The 2142-nt window shown below is 61.3% G+C and carries 1 protein-coding gene and 1 pseudogene; one reads left to right on the plus strand and one right to left on the minus strand.

Annotated elements, in window-relative coordinates; all coding sequences use genetic code 11:
* Positions 1–12: 12 nt before the first annotated feature.
* Positions 13–1053, minus strand: coding sequence for an Ldh family oxidoreductase (locus tag DBR18_RS05330; RefSeq protein WP_108589531.1), 1041 nt, complete (start codon positions 1051–1053; stop codon positions 13–15).
* A 207-nt stretch (positions 1054–1260) separates the two neighbouring features.
* Between DBR18_RS05330 and DBR18_RS28765 the strand changes: the two are divergent.
* Positions 1261–2142, plus strand: a pseudogene (locus DBR18_RS28765) (hypothetical protein); the annotation flags it as partial.

The following is a 2142-nucleotide window of genomic DNA, read 5'->3' on the forward strand; positions in this document are numbered from 1 at the left end:
GTTTTCTGGCAATTATTCCCCGGCCAGCTCTCGCAACTGAGCCAGCGTCTGTTCATCCAGTACGATCCCTTCGGCCAGCGATCTGGCCCGCTGCAAATGCCGACGATCACCCGGCAAGCGCTTGAGCCCCACCCCATGCATCTGCCGCACCAGCTCTTCGCTGCGCTGGGCGAAACGCTGTCCGGCAGCCTTGTCCGGATCGATGACGATCAGCAGTTGCCCGGTCCATGGAGTTTTTGCTCCCGGATGATTTGACCAGTCGAACTCGAAGGAAAAATTGCCGCCAGTCAGCGCGGCCGCCAGCAACTCGACCATCATCGAAAGCGCCGAACCTTTGTGCCCGCCAAATGGCAACAGCGCACCGCCCTCAAGAATCGCCTTCGGGTCCTGCGTGGGCTGACCGAGGCTGTCCACGCCCATTCCGGCGGGCAGGCGTTCGCCCTTGCGCGCGGCAATCTGCACATCGCCGTGGGCAATGGCGCTGGTCGCCAGATCGAACACAATCGGCGCGCCGCCGGCCCGTGGAGCGGCAAAGGCAATCGGGTTGGTGCCGAACAATGGCCGGTCGGCGCCATGGGGCACCACGCAGGTCATGCTGTTGACCACACTCAGTGCCACCAGCCCTTCTTCAGCGAACGGCTCGACGTCCGGCCACAGCGCCGCGAAGTGATGGGAGTTGCGAATCGCCAGGACCGCGATCCCGGCGTTGCGGGCTTTCTCCACCAGCAGCGGCCGCGCGGCAGCCAATGCCGGCTGGGCGAAGCCGTTACCGGCATCGACCCGCACAAACCCGGGCGCCACGTCCTCGACCTGCGGCACAGCCTGCCCATTGACCCAGCCACTGGCGAGGGTCGAGACGTAACCGGGGATGCGAAACACGCCGTGGCTGTGCGCGCCGTCGCGTTCAGCACCGGCACAATTGGCGGCCAGGGTGCGGGCGACAGACGCCGATGTACCGTGGCGCAGGAAAATCCGTTCAAGCAGTTGCGTCAGCGCATCGAGCGTGAGCGAGGACGCAACGGGGGTAGACACGCAATCGTGTGGCGCAGGCATCTGAAGCTCCAGACTAATTATTGGAGGGAACAACAGCGTATGAACAACTTGCCCGCCGATTAACCATGCCGGACCGAGCGCGTGTCAACCCTCGATGATCCGGCAGGCGATGCAATAACTATGTACCACCAGCGCTCCCACTAAGCCTTTTAGCCTTGACAGACTTGCGCGGGCAGCTCGCCCATGCGCTTTCCATCGAGACTGAACATGCCCCGATCCACTGCGCCACTGTTATTTCCCCAAGCCCTCAACCACCGCGGTCTATGGGTGGAGCTTGGCAAAGTCCACGGTCTGACCGACAAGGATTTCAACTGGCTGGGCCACGTCCTTCTGCTCACCAAAACATCACGCCAACAGCAAACGCCGCCAATGACCGCCGAAGTCATCCTGCTCAATACCGATGCGTCGGCGCCGGTGCCATTGGCAGGCTGTTTTGCCCTCAGCGCTACCCCTGACGACAACGGCACGATCCTTTACACGCCGTACGATGGCATCACGAAACATCACAGCCGCGCAGCCATGGTCGAGCACCTCGAAACGCGCCTGAAGGCCGCTGACAGCGATGACGATCTGTTCGCGTTTCTGGCGATTTCCCAGCGCAAACAGTTGCTGGAGCACGCAGGGATCTCGCTCTCGTTCAAAGAAATGGAAGGCGGCGTATTCGATTACCAGAAGTCGCTCGTAAGACAGAGCCAGCACCTGAATACACAGGCAATGCTCGATGAACTGAAACGGCTGCCATCGCTCAGGCACTTGCTGGAACTCATGCTGGGCAAACTGCTCGCACCTGCGTTTGCCGGGCTTGACCAGCACCATACGCGCGTCAACCTGTTTACCGAAGACGAAAACGGTGTACGTCCCTGGCAGCAGTCGATGAGCCTGGCCGATGCCGTGCTGCTTCACTATCGTCACAGGCAGTGGCCACCGGGTCAGAAGCATGAATTTTCCAATCCATCCAGAAAATCGACCGCCGCAGACCAAATGGCCTGGGAAAATGCGGTCACCCGGATTTCCGGCAACCTGTCGGCCCTGCTGGCTGACCAAATGGAGCATTACTGGCAATCGGCATCCGCCGATGGCTCGGCCCGC

The organism is Pseudomonas sp. HMWF021 (genome assembly GCF_003061005.1).
Classification (GTDB): Bacteria; Pseudomonadota; Gammaproteobacteria; order Pseudomonadales; family Pseudomonadaceae; genus Aquipseudomonas.